This is a genomic window from Geomobilimonas luticola (assembly GCF_018476905.1).
GTDB classification, from domain to species: Bacteria; Desulfobacterota; Desulfuromonadia; order Geobacterales; family Geobacteraceae; genus Geomobilimonas; species Geomobilimonas luticola.
On the sequence record NZ_JAHCVK010000010.1, the window covers coordinates 39,585 to 56,689 of the forward strand.

The following is a 17,105-nucleotide window of genomic DNA, read 5'->3' on the forward strand; positions in this document are numbered from 1 at the left end:
ATGAAAAATTTCGTGCTCGACACAAACGTTCTGCTCTACGATCCCCAGGCGCTCTTCAAATTCGAAGAAAACAACATCATCATCCCCATCACCGTCATCGAGGAGATCGACCGGTTCAAGAAAGACATGAACGAGACCGGCCGCAATGCCCGGCAGGTCTCCCGTTATCTCGACGATCTCCGGAAGAAGGGATCCCTCGCCGAAGGGCTTACCCTGGAGAGCGGCGGCACTCTGCGGGTTGAAATCTACGAAGAGCGGGTCATGAAGCGCCTCCCCCCGGAACTGCGGGAAGAGCGGGGGGACAACCGCATACTTGCAGTGGCGGTGGACGTCAAGGAACGCAACGCCGATCTGCCGGTCATCTTCGTCACCAAGGATACCAACCTGCGCATCAAGGCCGATGCGATCGGCCTGGTGGCGGAAGATTACGAATCGGACAAGGTGGCCATCGAGGAGCTCTACCCCGGTTTTGTGGAACTGGATGCGGAGCCCGACCTGATCGACCGTTTTCATGGGCAGGGGTGGGCGGAACTCAACGGCGAGTACCTCCCCAACCAGTTCGTTACCCTGCGGGATGCCTTGAATGCCTCCCATACCGCCATCGGCCGCTACGATGCCGGCCAGCGCCGGCTCGTGCCGCTGCGCAAGGTAGGGCGGGAAGGCATCTGGAGCATCCATCCCCGCAACCGGGAGCAGGCATTTGCCTTGGATGCGCTCCTAGACGACAATGTCAAGCTGGTAACCCTGGTGGGGAAGGCGGGAACCGGCAAGACCCTCCTGGCGATCGCCGCCGGTCTCCAGAAGACCGCGGAGGAAAATGTCTTCAACCGGCTGCTCGTTTCCCGCCCGGTATTCCCCATGGGAAGGGACCTTGGGTTTCTTCCGGGCGACATCGAGGAGAAACTGACCCCCTGGATGCAGCCGATCTTCGATAACGTGGAACTGCTTCTTACGGGACACGAGGGAGAAAAACGCCACAGCAAGGGTTACAAGGAGCTGATGGCCATGGGGCTCATGGAGATCGAGCCTTTGACCTATATCCGGGGGCGCTCCATTCCGAACCAGTTCATGATTGTCGACGAGGCACAGAACCTGACCCCCCACGAGATCAAGACCATCGTCACGCGGGCCGGCGAAGGGACCAAGATCGTCCTGACCGGCGATCCGTACCAGATAGACAACCCGTACGTCGATTCCTCCAGCAACGGCCTTACCTACGTGGTGGAGCGCTTCAAGGAGCAGGCCATTGCGGGGCATGTGACGATGATGAAAGGGGAGAGGTCGGATCTGGCCGAACTCGCCGCCAACCTTCTTTGAGAAACGCGCCTTTTGCCCAATCTCTGCGTTGGGCTGCGTATTTGGTTGTGCGGCGTACCTCCAGTACGCCTCCGCCCAAATTCTCGCCCGCCTTGACCTTGGCCAAAAATCGCGTTTCTTGGAGAGAACGTGTGTCAAATACTTCAAGAGCTGAATTCACAGGGGCGTGTTGAACGCCCCGCATTTTTTTTAACCTTGAACGTTGAACCTTGAACGGAATTTATGCTTCTGCTTGCCTTGGAATCTTCCTGCGATGAGACTGCTGCCGCGGTGGTGCGGGATGGACGGACGGTGCTCTCGTCCGTTGTCGCCTCCCAGATTGCCGTCCATGCCGAATACGGCGGGGTGGTGCCGGAGATCGCATCCCGCCGGCACCTGGAGGCGGTGGTCCCGGTGGTGGAGCAGGCGCTCCGCCAGGCGGGTGTCTGGTTTCCCGACCTGCAGGGGGTAGCAGCGACCCAAGGGCCAGGACTTGCAGGTGCTCTACTGGTAGGACTTTCCACCGCCAAGGCGCTGGCATTCGCCAACCGGCTCCCCCTGGTCGGTGTCAACCACATCGAAGGGCACCTGTTCGCCTCTTTTCTGGAACGGCCGGTTGAGTTTCCCTTTCTCGCGCTCGTGGTTTCCGGCGGTCATTCCCACCTCTATCGGGTGGACGGCTTCGGCCGCTACCTGACCCTCGGGCAGACCATCGACGATGCGGCCGGCGAGGCGTTCGACAAGGTGGCCAAGCTCCTCGGCTTCCCCTATCCTGGTGGCGCGCTCATCGACCGTCTGGCGGTTGATGGTAACCCGGCGGCCGTCAGGTTTCCCCGCCCCCTCCTCCATGACGGTAGCTGCAACTTCAGTTTCAGCGGACTCAAGACGGCGGTTCTGACCCATCTGCAGAAATATCCCCTGAGCGGACCTGAAGACCAGCGGCTTCCCGATATCTGTGCGTCCTTTCAGGCAGCCGTCTGTGATGTACTCGTTGCTAAAACTTCCGCGGCGCTGACGGACTCCGGTTGCAGCAGACTGGTGGTTGCCGGCGGGGTGGCGTGCAACAGCGCCCTGCGGCGGGAGATGGCGCGTCTGGCCGACGCGCGTGGCATAGAGCTGCATATCCCTTCGCCGCCACTCTGTGCGGATAATGCCGCGATGCTGGCCGTACCGGCTGATTACTACCTTGAGCAGGGCATGGAAAGTGAACTGGGGCTCGATGCCCTGGCGGTCTGGCCCCTCGACAGCATAACGGCCCGGCGGACGGCGGAATGACAATGGAGCGGATACGGCCGAAAAAAGCCCTTGGGCAGAATTTCCTTACGGACCGGAACGTTCTGGCCCGCATCGTAGATGCGGTAGAGCTTGCACCGGATGACCATGTGCTCGAAGTCGGTCCGGGGCAGGGAGCGCTGACACGACTCCTGGCCGCCCAAGCCGCCAGCGTGGTGGCCGTGGAGCTGGATCGCCAACTGGTGCCGCTCCTGCGCCGGGAATTTGCCGCCAACGGGACGGTTGAAATCGTGGAAGCGGATATCCTCCGGGCGGACCTTGCCGATCTGCTCCGTACCCGCTGGTCGGGGCACTGGAAGGTTGCCGCCAACCTTCCCTACAACATTTCCACCCCCGTTCTGTTCCAGTTCATGGAGCACCGCCACCTCTTCTCCCGTCTCGTGCTCATGCTCCAGAAAGAGGTGGGAGAGCGTCTTGCCGCTCCCCCTGACTGCAAGGAGTACGGGGTCTTGTCGGTCCTCTGCCAGCTCCATTTTGACATCCGCCGGGAATTTCTCGTCAAACCGGGCTCGTTTTTCCCGGCGCCCAAGGTCGATTCAGTCGTTCTGCGGCTCGTACCGCTTCCCGAACCCCGGGTTGCGGTCAGGGATGAAGCGCTGTTCCGGCGTGTCGTGAAGGCTGCCTTCAGCCAACGGCGCAAGACCCTCTGGAATTGCCTGAAGTCCGCACAGTTCATGGCGGAGGAGAAACAGTTGCGGGACGTTCTCGCCGGTTGCGGTATCGAACCGGGAAGGCGCGGTGAAACCCTTTCCCTGGAAGAGTTCGCCCGTCTTGCGAATGCCGTGGAAGCGGCTGTAGCGCCATGAAAAGGGTGGCATGCGGGCCCCTCTTTGTGATATAAAACTCGCTTGATTACATTCGGGAGGATTCCATGAAAATCTGTGTTTTCGGTGCCGGCTACGTTGGGCTGGTGGCTGCCGCCTGTTTTGCCGAGAGCGGCAATACCGTTGTCGCCGTCGATGTCGACCAGGCCAAGATCGAAGGGCTCAAGCAGGGAATCATCCCTATCTATGAGCCGGGGCTCAAGGAACTGGTGCTCCGCAACCAGGCAGAGGGACGGCTTTCCTTTACCACTGACGTCCCCCTGGCGGTGAAAAGCTCGCTCATCAACTTCATTGCCGTCGGCACTCCGCCGGGGGAGGACGGCTCGGCCGATCTCCAGTACGTCCTGGCCGTGGCCCGCGAGATCGGCCGCAATATGGAAAGCTTCAAGATTGTCGTCGACAAGTCGACGGTGCCGGTGGGGACCGCCGACAAGGTTCGCGCCGCCCTGCAGGAGGAGTTGGACAAGCGGGGGACCTCCCTGGAGTTCGACGTTGTCTCCAATCCCGAATTCCTCAAAGAAGGGGCGGCCATTGAGGACTTCATGAAGCCGGACCGGGTGGTGATCGGCACGGATAACGTCCGGACCGCAGAACTGATGAAGGAGCTCTACGAGCCTTTCATGCGCAAGCATAACCGGCTGATCGTCATGGACATCCGGAGCGCCGAGATGACCAAGTATGCTGCCAACGCCATGCTCGCCACCCGGATTTCCTTCATGAACCAGGTGGCGCTCCTCTGCGAGCGGATGGGTGCCGACGTTGCGGCCGTCCGCGAAGGGATCGGCTCCGATTCTCGTATCGGCTACGACTTTCTCTTTCCCGGTCCCGGCTATGGGGGTTCCTGCTTCCCCAAGGATGTGAAGGCGCTGATCCGGACCGCTGAAGAAAATGACTACGATTTTCTCCTGCTCAAGGCGGTGGAGGAGGTGAACGAGCGGCAGAAGCAGGTCCTTTCCCACAAGGTGCAGCAGACCCTCGGCGATACCTCGAAGGACCGGCCGCTGGCGGGTTGCACCGTGGCCTGCTGGGGGCTTTCGTTCAAGCCGCGGACCGACGACATGCGGGAAGCGCCGGCGATCACCATCATCGAAAACCTGCTTGCACAGGGGGCAACGGTGCGTGCCCACGATCCGGAAGCGCTTGCGGAGGCGAAGAAGCAGTTCGGCGACCGGATCACCTACAGCACCAATCAGTACGATATCCTTGCCGATGCCGATGTCCTGGTGATCATCACCGACTGGAACGAGTACCGCAACCCCGATTTCGACCGAATAAAGGCGGAACTCAAAGAGCCGTTCATTATCGACGGCCGTAATCTCTACAAGCTGAGCCGGATGCGTGATTACGGCTTCCGCTACCTCCCCCTGGGTCGCAACGGCATCGCCGCGGAGGGAAAATAAGCCATGCGTGTTCTCGTCACCGGCGGCGCCGGTTTTATCGGCTCCCATCTCTGCGAGCGGCTTGTGCGGGACGGTCATGACGTTCTCTGTCTCGACAATTTCTTCACCGGGACCAAGCGCAATGTCGCCCATCTCCTGGGGGAGCCGCGATTCGAGCTGATCCGCCATGATATTACCCAGCCGATACTGCTGGAGGTGGACCGGATCTACAACCTGGCCTGTCCGGCTTCGCCGATCCACTACCAGTACAATCCGGTGAAAACCATCAAGACGAGCGTCCTCGGCGCCATCCACATGCTCGGACTGGCAAAGCGGGTGCGGGCCAGGATACTCCAGGCATCCACGTCCGAAGTATACGGCGACCCCCAGGTCCATCCCCAGACCGAGGAGTACTGGGGGAACGTGAACCCCATCGGGCTCCGAAGCTGCTACGACGAGGGGAAGCGGGTGGCCGAGACCCTGATGATGGACTATCACCGCCAGAATGGCGTGGATGTCCGCATCATCCGCATCTTCAATACCTACGGACCGCGGATGGCCGTAAACGACGGACGGGTCGTCTCCAATTTCATCGTCCAGGCCCTCAAGGGTGAGGATTTGACGGTTTACGGCAGGGGGGGGCAGACCCGTTCCTTCTGTTTCGTTGACGACCTGGTGGAGGGGATGGTGCGGATGATGGAGTGCGAAGACTTCGTCGGTCCGGTCAACCTGGGGAACCCGGCCGAAACCACCATCCTGGAGTTCGCCGAACGAATCATCAGTCTAACCGGTTCCCGGTCGAAGATCGTCTTCAAACCCCTCCCTGCAGACGATCCCCAGCAGCGCCAGCCCGACATCAGTCTGGCCGGCAGCCGGCTCGGCTGGAGACCGGCGGTCGATGTGGAGGCGGGGCTTAAGCAGACCATCGACTATTTTGCCGCACTTCTGAAGGGAGCGAAGTCCTGAGCGGGGTCCCCATGCGCAAGCGGATGTATTTCATCCCGGCCGGTGTCATCCTGTTCATCCTTTTCTTCACCGTGTTCGGCGAGCGCGGCCTGCTGCGGATCTACCATCTCTCCAAGGACAAGCAGGAGATGGAAAAGCGGGTGACGGAGCTGAAGGCTGAGAATGACCGCCTCCGGCGGGAGATCGAAGCCTTGCAGTCGGACCGCCGCTATCTGGAAAGCATTGCCCGGCGTGACTTCGGGCTGGTCCGGCCGAACGAGGTCATCTACCAGTTCCCGAGCCAGGAAAAAGCCGATCCGAGCAAAGCGACACCTCCGCCGACTAACAGCGCCCCGGTGGCGATGCCACCATCGGCAACAACGAAGCGTTAACCACAGAGGACGCGGAGGAGACGGCTTTCGGTTTCCTCTGTGCCCCTTTGTGGCGAAAGCTTTGTGGTCATAACGTCTTCAATCACGTACGACAAAATGGTGAGCCTATGAATGACAAACGACAGTTCTGTGCCATATGTGCCTGGCGGGAGAACTGTGCCAAGAAATTCTGCGTTCCCGACGGCGGGGCACGTTGTCCCGACTTCACCCGTGACATATCCCTGCGGGGGGAAAGCGATACGGCAGAACAGACGAAGCAGGAGGAATGATGCGAAATGTAGTGCGTGAGCTGGTTGGAAAGGTGCTGGGGGAGTGCATGGCAGATGGTACGCTCCAGTCCGGACAGCTGCCGGCGATAGTCATAGAAACCCCTGCACACGCCGAGCATGGCGACTTTGCCACCAACGTGGCTATGCAGCTGGCAAAGGGGGAGAGGAAAGCTCCGCGTGCTGTGGCGGAAATTCTGGTGCCTCGTCTGGCTACGGCCGACATCTTCGGCCGGGTTGAGATTGCCGGGCCCGGTTTCATCAATTTTCATCTCAAGGACGATGCCTGGCGCCAGACTCTTTTGCCGCTTGCCGCGGCCGGTAGCGAGTACGGCAAGAGCAGAAGCGGCGTGGGCAAAAAGGTTCAGGTTGAGTTCGTCAGTGCCAATCCGACCGGTCCCCTTCATATTGGCCACGGTCGGGGTGCGGCCATCGGCGATACCCTCTGCCGGCTGCTTGCCGCCACCGGCTGGGATGTGACCCGCGAGTTCTATTACAACGACGCGGGACAGCAGATCAGCAACCTCGCGCTCTCGGTGCAGGCCCGCTGTCTCGGGATCGAGCCCGATGACCCGCGCTGGCCCGCCGACGGGTACCAGGGTGATTACATACGGGATGTGGCTCGCTCCTATCTCGCTCGGGAAACGGTGGATGCAGACGACCAGCACGTTACCGCGGTCGGCGACCCGCAAGACCTGGATGCCATCCGTCGCTTTGCCGTTGCCTGCCTGCGGCGTGAGCAGGATCAGGACTTGACGGCCTTCGACGTCCATTTCGACGTCTATTCGCTGGAGTCTGAACTCTATTCGACGGGGAAGGTCGAGGGGGTGGTCAAGCGGCTTGTCGCCAAAGGGCACACCTACGAACAGGACGGCGCACTCTGGCTCCGCACCACCGACTTCGGCGACGACAAGGACCGGGTGATGCGCAAGGCCGATGGCGGCTATACCTACTTCGTGCCCGACGTCGCCTACCACCTGGGGAAATGGGAACGGGGGTTTGGCCGGGTCATCAACGAGCAGGGGGCCGACCATCACAGCACCATCACCCGGGTCCGGGCCGGCCTTCAGGCGCTGGACGCGGGGATCCCCCAAGGGTGGCCGGAGTACGTGCTCCACCAGATGGTTACAGTCATGCGGGGTGGCGAGGAGGTCAAGATATCCAAGCGTGCGGGGAGTTATGTCACCCTGCGCGACCTCATCGACGAGGTGGGGCGTGACGCAACCCGTTATTTCTTCGTTATGCGCAAACCCGACTCCCAGCTGGTTTTCGATATCGACCTGGCTAAGCAGCAAACTCTCGACAACCCTGTATACTATGTACAGTACGCCCATGCCCGGATATGCAGCATTTTCGAGAATGCAGCCGAGAAGGGTTATCCTTCGCCCGAAGCGGAGAAGGTTGACCTGTCCCGTCTCTCCACTGCCGAAGAGATGGCGATTATCAAGCTTCTCGACCAATTTCCGGAAACGGTGGAGGGAAGTGCCCAGAATTTCGAACCCCACCGCATAACCTACTATCTCCAGGAACTGGCCGGCCAGTTCCATACGTTCTATAACAAGAACCGGGTGATTACCGAAGACCGTGAGTTGACCATCGCCCGTCTGTTCCTCCTCCACTGCATCCGGCAGACGCTTCGTAACGCACTTACCATCCTCGGCATATCTGCCCCGGAAAAAATGTAGACAGGCGGCTGTCGTATGGTTCTGGATTACAGGGAACGGAAGCCGGTCAGCAAAAACCGGCCGCGCAAGCAACCATTGAACGTTTTCGCCGTTCTTATCACCCTGGCGATCACGGTTTCCTTCGGTGCGGGACTGGCGACCGGATGGCTGGTGTTCCGTCCAAAACGGTCCCAGCTTGCAGTAGCTCAGCAACAAGCGGTTCCCGGCCAACCGGGGCAACCGGCGACCGATGCTCAGACCCAGCCTCCAGTTCCGGTTGCACAAAAGACGGGGGAGCCGCCCCTTACCTTTTACGAAACCCTTCCCAAGGGGAGCAGGGCCGTCATTGGAAGCGGACTCAATCCCCACACTCCGGGACCTTCATTGACCGCCAATCCGGTCATTCCGCCTCCGCCGGTGCCTGCCGCCCAATCACGGCCGGCAGCCGTGCTCCCGTCTGCGTCGCCTCCGGCCAAGGCGCCGTCTGCCGTCAAGCCCCAGGACACCAGGGATAAAGAAGAGCCTCCCAAGCCGGCCGCCGTGACAAAAACACCCTCTGCCCCTCCACCTGGCGGGAACAAGCCCGCCCAGTCCAGGGAGACCTTCTCGGTCCAGGTGGCGTCCCACAAGGATCGCAAGGAAGCTGAGGCGGTCCGGGACCGCCTGGTTGCGCGGGGGATGCCGGCATACATAGTCGAGTCGCACCTGCAGGACAAGGGGGTCTGGTACCGGGTCCGTGTCGGACGCGGTCTGGAGCAGTCCGCGGCCAATGAACTTGCAACAAAAGCCGGCAAAGGGGCCATGACCATCCCGGAATAACTCTGGCCGCTTCGCTCCGGGACAAGTCACACAAAAAAATGTCAACGGTGGAACTTTTCGGTTGACAGTGCGTGAATGGGTATGGTACAAATCTAACTTCAATTGACGCGGGGTGGAGCAGTCTGGTAGCTCGTCGGGCTCATAACCCGAAGGTCACAGGTTCAAATCCTGTCCCCGCAACCAATATTGCCAAGGGGTTACGCTGATTGCGTGACCCCTTTTTCATTATCCTGTCGTGACAAGTGTCGGGACTTGGTATCAATAAGCCATGTAACCATACGATTACACATAGCTATTGGTAATGTGTGATTTCATGTATTTTACTGCCACTGATTACACTCTTAGACATCCTGCCAATATCCAATCCTAATCCTATATAAAAGATACTTCTGAAGGTTCTTCCTAGCCTTGGGAGGTCCATATCTTCCAAGGCCCGCTAATCCGATCCCACCTGCTGAAACTTTCTTAGAACGTGACCATGATGGTTTGATATGGTATGTTTTTTTATGCGGCTACGTACTGATCGTAGAGTCATCAAGGCTTTGCCTTGTTCGGTCTCTCACGATCATTTTGAAAAGACTAAAATGATCATTCGAGATCCGAGTCATAGAAACCCGAAGGTAACACTGTCCCCCAACCAAATTTAGAGGGGTTAGCTGGCAAGCTAACCCCTTTTTACGTCCTTTTTTGTATTGTGAAGTCTTATATTGATGCAATTTAGGGTATGTTTTTTATGAGGTATGGTATTCTGTTTGTCAGAACAAGTCGATGTCCAACTTTATCGTGAAATGAATAGCCATGACTAAATTTTTGAACTTTCCGATACAAAAACAGATGATTATATTGGCCGTTCTGCTGACGCTCCCCGCGTTGGGTATAATCGTCTATTCGGGGTTCAAGCAACGAGCTGATGCTTACGATGATGCAACAGTTGAGTCGCAAAAGCTTGCCGACAGTTTGGCAACTCGGCAGGAAAGCCTTACAAATGAAGCTAAACTGTTGTGCATGTTATTAGCAGATCTTCCCGAAGTAAAAAACCGTAACATTGATAAAACACAATCTATTCTTGCTAATATCCACAAAGAAAATCCAAAATATATCAACATACTGCTTGCAGACGCTACGGGTTATGTCTGGGCATCTGCAGTTCCAGTAAATAAATCGGATGCAATAAATGATAGGCGCTATTTTATAAATGCTCAGAGAACACTACGGTTTTCGTCAGGTGAGTATGCTATTGGCAAGGCAACTAAAAAACCTACCATACATATGGCTTATCCTCTTGTGGAGAATAATGAATTCAAAGGGGTTGTTGTTGTCGGTTTTGATCTTGATGCTATGCGCTCCATCTTGGAACGTGCTCGATTGTCTCAAGATGCGAACTATGTTCTTGTTGACCATAAGGGGATTATCGTAAACAGAGGAAAAGACTCCGCCTTACTCATAGGAAAGCCCCTGCCTCTCGAAGCCTTGAAGAAAATGGAGGAAGGTCCTGATACGGAGAGCTTTGTGTTTGTGCGCCGTGACGGAGATAAACGGATCTCTACATATCGGAAATTGTGGTTGCCGGGAGAAGAGCGTCCGTATATGTATGTGAGAGCGGGAATATCACAGAAGGATGCTTTAGCTAAGGCAAACAGAACGTTAATCATCAATCTGTCAACATTGTTGTCTTTCGTCTTACTTGCATTCGGTTTGGCGTTCGTCATTGGCAAGCACTCGATCATTGATCGAATCACGTTATTGCAACGTGCCTCCCAACGGCTGGCTAGTGGTGATCTCGACTTCAAGGTCTCCGACCATATATCAGGAGGAGAACTGGGGAGCCTAGGTCAGGCATTTGATACAATGGCACACCAGGTTGCTTTGCGAGAAAAGGCACTGCAAGGAAGCCAAAAATTCTTGAGCACCATTATCGAAAATGAACCGGAATGCGTAAAGCTGATTGCGCCAGACGATACCATTCTCATGATGAACAGGGCAGGACTTGACATGTTTCAATTGGAGTCTATAGATCAGATTAAAGGCAAAACGCTCTATTCGTTTATCGACCCTGACTATCTGGAAGTTTATAAAACTGCGCACAAAGATGTTTTCAATGACAACAACAGACGTTTTGAATTTAAAATTACAGGAGCAAAAGGCCGTCAAATTTGGCTTGAAGCTCATGCTGTTCCACTTAAAAACGATAGCGGAGACGTCGTTTCTCTACTCGGTATTACACTTAACATCACCGAGCGCAAAGAGTTGGATCGCTGTAAAGATGAAATGATATCAGCTGTGAGTCATGATATGCGTACACCGTTGGCAGCAATGCTCGGTTATCTACAGTTTGTAATGGAAAACCCAGTAGATGAAGAGCAGATGAGAGATTATCTCGGTATTATGTATAAGGAAGGGAATCGTCTCAATGACTTGATCAGTGGTTTTCTCGACATGCAACGTTTTAAAGCCAAACGGAATACCTATAACTTTAAATCCATTGATATCAGACCAATAGTGGTTGAAACAGCCGCACTTTTTGCAAGCCCGTCTGCTAAACATCACATTGTTGCGGATTTGCCCTCTCACTTACCGCTGGTATTAGGCGACGAGCTATTGCTACACCAAGCATTCAACAACCTACTTTCAAATGCCATAAAATATTCACCTGACGGTGGTGAGGTCAACCTTGGTGCAAAATTGGAAGAGGATAGCGTTACTCTATGGGTAAAGGACGAAGGGATAGGAATTCAACCGGAATTACGGGATAAGATCTTCGACATATTTTATCGGGTAGACAATAAAGCCAGCCGTCGGGCAAACGGAACAGGCCTTGGGTTAGCGCTCGTCAAGGAAATTGTTACTGCACTTAGTGGACGAGTTTGGGTCGAGAGTGAACTTGGGAAGGGGAGTACTTTTTATATCACGTTACCAGTTGCGAAGAAAACTAATCATAGCGAATATGGTGGCGTTGATAATAGCACAGACGATGTAATGCGCGTAACATGAGGCAATGCTTATCTGGCAAGGTTTAGCAGATGGTAAAACAGACCCGAAAATGGTCTGCATTAAGATTATAATACGACGGGTTAGTTTAATAGGCTAACCTGTTTTTTTGCGTGGCAGCAAGTTGCGTTTCGGGCAAGCAATGACAGATGGGATGAGAGTGCTCTCATGGGGGAGGTACATTCCGGTCGAGTTTGCATGGTCCATCCTTGCACGCCTCGCGATTTTTGGGCAGAAATCTCCTGATTCGGGCGAAACACCAGTAGGCAGACCGGGCCAGGAGACGCACGCCGGGGAGAGCGACCAGAGCACCAACCAGCCCGTACCAGCTGGAGGCTGGAAAGGCTTGCCAGATCGCCCGGAATGCGTCCACTCCACGGTAGACACGTCCCGCCATGTCGATGGCGTGCATTTCGTGCATGAACGCATCCAGCGTGATACCGTAAGGTGTCGGATCGAACGTCGGCGCACTGATGTCCACGAACTGGAGGCGACCGGCGTGTCCCCTGTTCTGATAGACCTTCATCTCTGCTGCACAGACAGAACAGGAGCCATCGAAAAAAATCTGCAGAGGAAAAGAGGGTGGGGACGCCCACATTTTATCCATGGCCTCCTCCTTAGGAGCGATATAACAGGAACAAACGACAGATACATGAAGTTTGCCCGGAAATTTCCCCTTGTCGAGCGCATTCCCCCTTCAGCAGGCCGGTTCTTGAATGCGACTTCCTGGCATTATGCATAGTGCACCTTGACTGACTATGCTATGCCTGCATAATGGGTAAATTATATTATGCCCCGCATGACAGTTGTATGAAGCGCTATGCATGGTTTATACTGGTTGGGCTTGAGGAACGTGCATGTGTCCGGAACCACGTCGTAAGGGTTCTGCATCCGTGTGTTACCATGGAATGGTCAGGATGAAGGTCGCCTATGGAATCCGGCAGAAGAACCTGTGAAGAATTGTGTGCCGAAATTGAATCTCTTCGAGTTCGCCTGGAAGAAGCGGAACATGCTTTGCGCGGTGCACGGGAAAAGAATGAAGGTGCCATCGCGGGCGAAGCGGTCTACCGTGCCATCGGCGAATCGATCGACTACGGTGTCTGGGTCTGCGCCCCCGACGGCCGTAATACTTACGCCAGCGAAAGTTTTCTCGCGCTGGTGGGGATGACGCAGGAACAGTGCTCCAGTTTCGGGTGGGGTGACGTGCTGCACCCCGATGACGCCGAAAAGACTGTGGCGGCATGGAAGGAATGCGTGCGCACCGGCGGTACGTGGGATATGGAACATCGCTACCGCGGTGTGGACGGAGAGTACCATGACATTCTTGCACGGGGTGTGGCTGTAAAGGATGAACGGGGAAAAGTCCTCTGCTGGGCAGGCATCAACTTGGACATCAGCAGTTTCAAGCACGTTCAGAAGGAGCTGCTCAAGAGCAACCTGCGGCTCGACCTGCTCTCCAGGACGGCGCGGCGGCTGCTGGAAAGCGAGGCGCCGCAGGCGATCGTCGAGTCTCTCTGTCAAGAGGTCATGACGTTTCTGGAGTGTGACGCGTTTTTCAATTTCCTGGCCGATGATGCCCGGCAGTGTCTGCACCTCAATGCCTGCGCCGGCATCCCGGAAGAGTCGCGGGCCGGGATCGAATGGCTCGACTACGGGGTAGCCGTCTGTGGCTGCGCTGCCCGCGACGCTTGCAGGATAGTGGCAGAAGATATCCAGCAGACGGCCGACCCCCGAACGGAGTTGGTGAAATCCTTCGGTATTCGTGCTTATGCCTGTCATCCTTTGATGGCCCAGGGGCGAGTACTCGGGACACTCTCCTTTGGCACGCGCTGCAGGGACAGTTTCTCGGACGACGACCTTGCGCTTATGCGGGCCGTGGCCGATCTGGTCGCCATCGCCATGGAGCGGAAGCGGACGACTGCCGAAATCGAACGTCTCGCGACGTTCCCCCAACTGAATCCGAACCCGGTTATCGAACTGGACATGGCGGGCCGGGTGACCTTCTGTAACCGTGCCGCCCAGGAAATCGTCGACAGCATCGGTGGCGGTGACGTGGACGTGCTTCTCCCGCGGGATATGAAGGAGATCCTGGCGTCGATCGACACGGGTGGTGAGGTCCACCAGTGGATTCGGGAACAGGAGATCGACAATCTGGCCTATCAGGTGAACGTGTACCATGCCTCCCAGTTCCAGGCGGTTCGCTTGTACATCAACGATATCACCGCCCTGAAGCTGACCCAGGAAAGGTTGGTGCGTACCAACGAGGAGCTGGAGAAGCGAGTTGCGTCACGGACTGCTGACCTGATACAAACCATCGAACGCATCCAGCAGGAAAGTGCCGAACGGTTGAAAGCAGAAAACGAGCTCCGCCAGAGCAAGCAACGTTATATCCTGGCTGTTCAGGGGGCTAACGACGGCATCTGGGACTGGGATATCGAACATGACAGCGCTTTTATTTCGCCCCGTTGGAAGAGTATGCTCGGCTATGGCGACAATGAACTCACGGATATTGTCAGGGAGTGGAAGGAACTGATACATCCCGACGATTTCCAGCGTTCCATCGATACGGTCAATGCCTATCTGGCCGGTAACACAAAGGACTACCAGCAGGAATACCGGCTTCGCCACAAGGACGGCAGTTACCGCTGGATACTGACCCGCGGCACCTGTGTCCGTGGTGCCGAAGGGAAGCCGACCCGGATGGCCGGCTCCCACACCGACATAACCGAGCGCAAGGCCGATGAAGAACGTCTTAACCGGCTCAACCGTATCCATGCGGTTCTCAGCGGAACCGGCCTCGCCATAGTGCGCGCCACGGATCAGGATACCCTGTTCCGCGACACCTGCCGGATTGCAGTCGAGAACGGCAAATTTCTTCTCGCCTGGGTCAGTTTGCTGGATGTCGCAACGGGAGATGTTGCTGTCGTTGCATTTCATGGGCCTGCCGGTTATCTGGATGGCATCCGGATCACTGCCAGGGACGAACCGGAGGGACAGGGGCCGACCGGAACCGTCATACGGGAAGGGAAGAGCTGCATCTGCAACGACTTCGCGCATGATCCCCGCACCGCTCCCTGGCACGACTGGGCACGTACCCACGGTGTCAAGGCCAGTGCCGCGACCCCCATCAGGCTTGAGGGTGCAGTCATCGGCGCCCTGACCCTCTATTCCGTCGAGAGGGATTTCTTCGATATCGACATGATCAAACTGCTTGAGCAGATGTCGGCGAACGTCTCTTTTGCGCTCGATAACCTCAACATGACGGCCCGCCGGCGGGAGGCGGAAACGTCTCTGCAAAACGAGACCCTGGAGCGCCTCCGGGCCATCGAAGAGCTGCGCGCCAAGGAACGTATCATGATACAGCAGGGACGACAGGCGGCCATGGGAGAGATGATCGGCAATATCGCCCACCAGTGGCGGCAGCCGCTCAATACCCTTGCCCTTATCATCCAGCAGATGAAATATTATTACGAACTTGGTGAATTCAATAAGCAATTTCTGGAGGACAGCACCCAGAAGTCAATGACGCTGATCAAGCACATGTCGCATACGATAGAGGATTTCAGGGATTTCTTCAAACCGGACAAGGAAAAGAGTCCCTTCCGCATCAATAATGCGATCAATCAATCCGTTGCGCTTATCGATGCCAATTTCAAGTCCCAGTTCATCGGCCTGGAGGTGGACACTTCCGGCGATCCGGTCGTCAACGGCTATTCAAACGAGTTTTCCCAGGCCATCCTGAATATCCTGGTCAACGCCAGAGACGTCCTTCTGGAGCGGTCGGTCGCCAATGGCCAGGTCCGGATAACGTCGCGGATGGAAGACGGCAATATTGTCGTCGCCATCTCCGACAATGGCGGCGGCATCCCTGAAGATATCATGGAGAAGATCTTCGATCCCTACTTCACCACCAAGGGGCCGGACAAGGGGACCGGGATCGGGCTGTACATGGCGAAAACCATTATCGAACGGAACATGGGGGGGAGACTGACCGCTTTCAATGCCCAGGGAGGTGCAATGTTCAGGATTGAGGTCCACCATGGGGACAACTGATTCGCCCGGGCACGACATATCCCTGCTCTATGTGGAAGATGAACATGATGCACGGGAAATGCTCAGCAGGATCATCGGCCACCACTATCCGGATGTGCGGATATTTGTCGCCGAGAACGGTGAAGAGGGGCTCGAATCGTTCAGGCGGAATCGGCCGGAAATCGTCATTACCGATATCAATATGCCAATTACCGACGGTATCCGGATGGCCACGGAAATCAAATCGCTGGTTCCCTCCACCGAGATCATCGCCCTGACGGCATATACCAACCCTCAACACCTGTTGCAAGCCATCGAGATCGGCATCAGCCATTACATCCTGAAGCCCATCGACATTGATCAGATTTTCAGGGTCATAGACAAGGCCCTCGCCCTGATCCGCTCGGAGCGGGCGATTACCCGGCAAAACGAGGTTATCAGGAATCTCAACGAAGAGCTTGTAAAAAAGGCGGCGGAGCTTGAAAGGGTGAACCGGGAGCTTGAGTCGTTCAATTACACCGTCGCCCATGACCTGCGCTCCCCCATGGCCGCCATAAGCGGCTACTCCCAGGTGCTGCTCGACCTGTATGCCTCAAACCTGGATAGCGCCGGCAAAGACTATCTGCAGGTGATTAACCGGGAAATCCTCCGCATGAGCAACCTCACCGGTGCCCTGCTCAAATTCTCCGTTCACTCGCGTAAGCGGGTGGTAAAGAAATGGACCGATCTCAGCGCCATGGTCACCGAAATTACGGACAACCTGCGTGCACGGGAACCTGGGCGACGGGTTGATTTTCGCATCGCCACGGGGATCAAGGGGTACGGTGATCCGGACCTCTTGCGGATAGTGCTGGAAAATCTGCTCGGAAACGCCTGGAAGTATTCCGTTAAAAAGGATGATGTCCGTATCGAGTTCGGTACGATCAATAAAGAAGAGGACTTGGTCTATTTTGTCCGCGACAACGGGCATGGGTTCGCACCGCAGGATGCGGAAAAACTTTTTGTCCCCTTTCAGCGTCTGCAGCATGACAACGAAATCGAAGGGCTGGGCATCGGCCTGTCCACGGTGTACCGGATTATCCAGCGCCATGGCGGCAGGGCCTGGGCCGAAGGTGAAACAGGCAAGGGAGCGGTGTTCTTCTTCACTCTCTGAACCCGGAGATTAGGTGATTCTTTCTTGATTTTACCGGTCGGGGCCGGTAGAATC

The 17,105-nt window shown here is 56.3% G+C and carries 13 protein-coding genes and 1 tRNA gene; 13 read left to right on the forward strand and 1 reads right to left on the reverse strand.

Going from position 1 to position 17,105, the window contains the following annotated elements; genetic code table 11:
• The 11 genes from KI810_RS15085 to KI810_RS15135 all read left to right on the forward strand — a co-directional run bounded on the left by KI810_RS15085 (position 1) and on the right by KI810_RS15135 (position 11,869).
• Positions 1 to 1,317: a PhoH family protein gene (locus KI810_RS15085; RefSeq protein WP_214176398.1), complete on the forward strand. Its 1,317-nt coding sequence runs from the start codon at positions 1 to 3 to the stop codon at positions 1,315 to 1,317.
• 222 nt (positions 1,318 to 1,539) lie between these two features.
• Positions 1,540 to 2,571 carry a tRNA (adenosine(37)-N6)-threonylcarbamoyltransferase complex transferase subunit TsaD gene (gene tsaD / locus KI810_RS15090; protein WP_214176399.1) on the forward strand — a complete coding sequence of 344 codons (1,032 nt, stop codon included), beginning with the start codon at positions 1,540 to 1,542 and terminating at the stop codon, positions 2,569 to 2,571.
• Positions 2,568 to 3,395 carry a 16S rRNA (adenine(1518)-N(6)/adenine(1519)-N(6))-dimethyltransferase RsmA gene (gene rsmA / locus KI810_RS15095; protein WP_214176400.1) on the forward strand — a complete coding sequence of 276 codons (828 nt, stop codon included), beginning with the start codon at positions 2,568 to 2,570 and terminating at the stop codon, positions 3,393 to 3,395. The genes tsaD and rsmA overlap by 4 nt, the downstream gene beginning before the upstream one ends.
• Before the next feature lie 65 nt (positions 3,396 to 3,460).
• A complete protein-coding gene (locus KI810_RS15100) occupies positions 3,461 to 4,813 on the forward strand; it encodes a UDP-glucose dehydrogenase family protein (RefSeq protein WP_214176401.1) in 1,353 nt (450 codons plus the stop codon).
• Between the two features lie 3 nt (positions 4,814 to 4,816).
• On the forward strand, positions 4,817 to 5,758 hold the full coding sequence (locus KI810_RS15105; RefSeq protein WP_214176402.1) for a UDP-glucuronic acid decarboxylase family protein: 942 nt from the start codon (positions 4,817 to 4,819) through the stop codon (positions 5,756 to 5,758).
• Positions 5,759 to 5,769: 11 nt separating this feature from the next.
• Positions 5,770 to 6,129: an FtsB family cell division protein gene (locus KI810_RS15110; RefSeq protein WP_214176403.1), complete on the forward strand. Its 360-nt coding sequence runs from the start codon at positions 5,770 to 5,772 to the stop codon at positions 6,127 to 6,129.
• A gap of 107 nt (positions 6,130 to 6,236) precedes the next feature.
• Entirely contained in the window at positions 6,237 to 6,398 is a 162-nt protein-coding gene (locus tag KI810_RS15115) for a hypothetical protein (protein WP_214176404.1), read from the forward strand.
• Complete coding sequence (gene argS / locus KI810_RS15120; RefSeq protein ID WP_214176457.1) at positions 6,398 to 8,080, forward strand: arginine--tRNA ligase; 1,683 nt, start codon at positions 6,398 to 6,400, stop codon at positions 8,078 to 8,080. The genes KI810_RS15115 and argS overlap by 1 nt, the downstream gene beginning before the upstream one ends.
• 15 nt (positions 8,081 to 8,095) lie before the next feature.
• Positions 8,096 to 8,878: an SPOR domain-containing protein gene (locus KI810_RS15125; RefSeq protein ID WP_214176405.1), complete on the forward strand. Its 783-nt coding sequence runs from the start codon at positions 8,096 to 8,098 to the stop codon at positions 8,876 to 8,878.
• Between the two features lie 106 nt (positions 8,879 to 8,984).
• A tRNA-Met gene (locus KI810_RS15130) sits at positions 8,985 to 9,061 on the forward strand.
• A 615-nt stretch (positions 9,062 to 9,676) separates the two neighbouring features.
• Complete coding sequence (locus tag KI810_RS15135; protein WP_214176406.1) at positions 9,677 to 11,869, forward strand: sensor histidine kinase; 2,193 nt, start codon at positions 9,677 to 9,679, stop codon at positions 11,867 to 11,869.
• Positions 11,870 to 12,032: 163 nt separating this feature from the next.
• Here the strand turns inward: KI810_RS15135 and KI810_RS15140 are convergent, their stop codons facing one another.
• The gene (locus KI810_RS15140; RefSeq protein WP_246525720.1) at positions 12,033 to 12,473 is read right to left on the reverse strand and encodes a thiol-disulfide oxidoreductase DCC family protein; all 441 of its coding nucleotides are present in this window, start codon (positions 12,471 to 12,473) and stop codon (positions 12,033 to 12,035) included.
• A 407-nt stretch (positions 12,474 to 12,880) separates the two neighbouring features.
• On the opposite strand from KI810_RS15140, the gene KI810_RS15145 reads away from it, so the two are divergent.
• Both KI810_RS15145 and KI810_RS15150 read left to right on the forward strand, forming a co-directional pair.
• Positions 12,881 to 15,919, forward strand: coding sequence for a PAS domain-containing protein (locus KI810_RS15145; RefSeq protein WP_214176407.1), 3,039 nt, complete (start codon positions 12,881 to 12,883; stop codon positions 15,917 to 15,919).
• A complete protein-coding gene (locus tag KI810_RS15150) occupies positions 15,906 to 17,051 on the forward strand; it encodes a sensor histidine kinase (protein WP_214176408.1) in 1,146 nt (381 codons plus the stop codon). Before KI810_RS15145 ends, KI810_RS15150 begins: the two co-directional genes overlap by 14 nt.
• Positions 17,052 to 17,105: the final 54 nt, after the last annotated feature.

What these genes read in the sequence shown, in the direction of transcription:
- KI810_RS15085 (WP_214176398.1), top strand. Translation starts at nt 1, where the DNA reads ATGAAAAATTTCGTGCTCGACACAAACGTTCTGCTCTACGATCCCCAG.
- KI810_RS15100 (WP_214176401.1), top strand. Translation starts at nt 3,461, where the DNA reads ATGAAAATCTGTGTTTTCGGTGCCGGCTACGTTGGGCTGGTGGCTGCC.
- tsaD (WP_214176399.1), top strand. Translation starts at nt 1,540, where the DNA reads ATGCTTCTGCTTGCCTTGGAATCTTCCTGCGATGAGACTGCTGCCGCG.
- KI810_RS15105 (WP_214176402.1), top strand. Translation starts at nt 4,817, where the DNA reads ATGCGTGTTCTCGTCACCGGCGGCGCCGGTTTTATCGGCTCCCATCTC.
- rsmA (WP_214176400.1), top strand. Translation starts at nt 2,568, where the DNA reads ATGACAATGGAGCGGATACGGCCGAAAAAAGCCCTTGGGCAGAATTTC.
- KI810_RS15110 (WP_214176403.1), top strand. Translation starts at nt 5,770, where the DNA reads ATGCGCAAGCGGATGTATTTCATCCCGGCCGGTGTCATCCTGTTCATC.
- KI810_RS15125 (WP_214176405.1), top strand. Translation starts at nt 8,096, where the DNA reads ATGGTTCTGGATTACAGGGAACGGAAGCCGGTCAGCAAAAACCGGCCG.
- argS (WP_214176457.1), top strand. Translation starts at nt 6,398, where the DNA reads ATGCGAAATGTAGTGCGTGAGCTGGTTGGAAAGGTGCTGGGGGAGTGC.
- KI810_RS15140 (WP_246525720.1), bottom strand. Translation starts at nt 12,473, where the DNA reads ATGGATAAAATGTGGGCGTCCCCACCCTCTTTTCCTCTGCAGATTTTT.
- KI810_RS15115 (WP_214176404.1), top strand. Translation starts at nt 6,237, where the DNA reads ATGAATGACAAACGACAGTTCTGTGCCATATGTGCCTGGCGGGAGAAC.
- KI810_RS15150 (WP_214176408.1), top strand. Translation starts at nt 15,906, where the DNA reads ATGGGGACAACTGATTCGCCCGGGCACGACATATCCCTGCTCTATGTG.
- KI810_RS15135 (WP_214176406.1), top strand. Translation starts at nt 9,677, where the DNA reads ATGACTAAATTTTTGAACTTTCCGATACAAAAACAGATGATTATATTG.